Annotated in this window: 2 rRNA genes; both read right to left on the bottom strand. The window is 59.7% G+C overall.

Going from position 1 to position 3,075, the window contains the following annotated elements:
* Positions 1-2,343 (bottom strand): 23S ribosomal RNA (locus tag BM150_RS23435); the annotation flags it as partial.
* Between the two features lie 204 nt (positions 2,344-2,547).
* A 16S ribosomal RNA gene (locus tag BM150_RS23440) occupies positions 2,548-3,075 on the bottom strand; the annotation flags it as partial.

Genomic DNA, 3,075 nt, shown 5'->3' on the forward strand with positions numbered 1-3,075 from the left:
GGTTCACCGTTTCCCACCTATCCTACACAAGCCGAACCAGACGCCCATACCAAGCTGTAGTAAAGGTCCCGGGGTCTTTCCGTCCTGCCGCGCGAAACGAGCATCTTAACTCGTCCTGCAATTTCGTCGGGCCCGTGGTCGAGACAGCGCCCAAGTCGTTACGCCATTCGTGCAGGTCGGAACTTACCCGACAAGGAATTTCGCTACCTTAGGATGGTTATAGTTACCACCGCCGTTTACCGGCGCTTCGGTTCGCAGCCTCACCCTTCCGGGTTCACCACTCCCCTTAACGTTCCGGCACCGGGCAGGCGTCAGTCCGTATACCGCGTCTTACGACTTCGCACGGACCTGTGTTTTTAGTAAACAGTCGCTTGGGCCCAGACTCTGCGGCCACCCCCAGCTCACCCCGCCAATGGGGGATCACCAGGCGCGGCTCCCCTTCTCCCGAAGTTACGGGGACAATTTGCCGAATTCCTTAACCACGGTTACCCCGCTCGCCTCGGTATGCTCTACCAGACCACCTGTGTCGGTTTCGGGTACGGACCACGCGGCCCCTCGCTAGAGGCTTTTCTCGGCAGCCGGGGATCACCCACTTCGCCACACCGGCTCGGCATCCGGTCTCACACATCCACAGGCCCGGATTTGCCTAGGCCTGCGTGCTACACCGTTACCCCGGGACAACCATCGCCCGGGATGGGCTACCCTCCTGCGTCACCCCCTCGCTGCCCAGCACACCCACCAGTCAACACCACCAGCGGCCACCAGCCGGAACGAATCCAGACACCACCGGCCACAGGCTGGCGAAGAAAGCATGGGGGCTGGTATGGGGCGGTGCCACGCGGGTACGGGAATATCAACCCGTTGTCCTGTCGACTACGCCTGACGGCCTCGCCTTAGGATCCGACTCACCCAGGGCGGAACAACCTGGCCCTGGAACCCTTGGTCTTCCGGCGGGACAGATTCTCACTGCCCATGCACTACTCATGCCTGCATTCTCACTCCCACACCCTCCACCACAGGTTTACACCGCGGCTTCACTGGCGTGCGGGACGCTCCCCTACCCACAACAACCACCAGGCTGCTGTGTCACGGCTTCGGCGGTGTACTTACAAGCCCCGCTACATTATCGGCGCAGGATCACTTGACCAGTGAGCTGTTACGCACTCTTTCAAGGATGGCTGCTTCTAAGCCAACCTCCTGGTTGTCTCGGCAATCCCACATCCTTTTCCACTCAGCACACACTTGGGGGCCTTAGCCGGTGATCTGGGCTGTTTCCCTCTCGACCATGGAGCTTCTCCCCCACGGACTCACTGCCACGCTGCTAACGTTGATGCCATTCGGAGTTTAGTTGACGTCAGTACCCCCACCGGGGCCATCAGCCATCCAGTCGCTCTACCTGCACCAAGCACCACGCGACGCTGCACCTAAATGCATTTCGGGGAGAACCAGCTATCTCCGAGTTTGATTGGCCTTTCACCCCTACCCACAGCTCATCCCCCAGGTTTTCAACCCTGGTGGGTTCGGGCCTCCACACGGTCTTACCCGCGCTTCACCCTGGCCACGGGTAGCTCACTCGGTTTCGGGTCTAGAGCACGCGACTACACTCGCCCTATTCAGACTCGCTTTCGCTCCGGCTCCCCCACACGGGTTAACCTCGCCACGCACCACTAACTCGCAGGCTCATTCTTCAAAAGGCACGCCATCACACACCACCAGGGCATGCTCTGACGGTTTAACAGCGCACGGTTTCAGGAACTCTTTCACTCCCCTCCCGGGGTACTTTTCACCAGTCCCTCACGGTACACATCCACTATCGGTCACCAGACGTATTCAGGCTTACCAGGCGGTCCTGGCCGATTCACACGAGATTACACGAGTCCCGCGCTACTCGGGACCACGCCCCACCAGACTGTGCAGTGCCTTCACCTACGGGGGTCTCACCCACTCCGCCAGTGCCTTCCAACACCTTCAGCTAACACCACACACCCAGCGCCACCACGGTGGTAATGACCAGGCGCTCCCACAACCCCGCCCACGCAACACCCACCGGCTTGACACGCAGACGGTTTAGCCATCCTCCCCGTTCGCTCACCACTACTCAGGGAATCACATCTTGTTTTCTCTTCCTGCGGGTACTGAGATGTTTCAGTTCCCCACGTGCCCCCCGGCGCCCTAATCTCTTCAGACACCGGTGACCGGGCATCACCCCGGCCAGGTTACCCCATTCGGACACCCTGGGATCACAGCTCGGTTGACAACTCCCCCAGGCCTATCGCGGCCTCCCACGTCCTTCATCAGCATCTGGTGCCCAGGCATCCACCGTACGCCTACCAACACGACACACAACCAACACAACGCCCAGCAAACACACCAAAACAAGCAAGCAAAAAAGATACTCGCCACCACTATACAGTTCTCAACCAACCACCAGACCACACCCGCAGGGGTGTGCCCCTAGAGAACCCAACAGTGTTGCCCACGCGCCACAGACACCCACCCCGAAGAATCTCTCCGAACCAGGCATCGTGTGTGACAGTTGCTCCTTAGAAAGGAGGTGATCCAGCCGCACCTTCCGGTACGGCTACCTTGTTACGACTTCGTCCCAATCGCCAGTCCCACCTTCGACCACGCCCCCCACACCAGGTGTGGTTGGACCATGAGCTTAGGGTGTTACCGACTTTCATGACGTGACGGGCGGTGTGTACAAGGCCCGGGAACGTATTCACCGCAGCACTGCTGATCTGCGATTACTAGCGACTCCGACTTCACAGGGTCGAGTTGCAGACCCCGATCCGAACTGAGACCAGCTTTAAGGGATTCGCTCCACCTCACGGTCTCGCCACCCTCTGTACCGGCCATTGTAGCATGTGTGAAGCCCTGGACATAAGGGGCATGATGACTTGACGTCGTCCCCGCCTTCCTCCGAGTTGACCCCGGCAGTCTCCCGCGAGTCCCCAGCCGAACTGCTGGCAACACAGGACAAGGGTTGCGCTCGTTACGGGACTTAACCCAACATCTCACGACACGAGCTGACGACAGCCATGCACCACCTGTACACCAGCCAAAAAGGAAACC

The organism is Actinopolyspora alba (assembly GCF_900112765.1).
Lineage (GTDB): Bacteria > Actinomycetota > Actinomycetes > Mycobacteriales > Pseudonocardiaceae > Actinopolyspora > Actinopolyspora alba.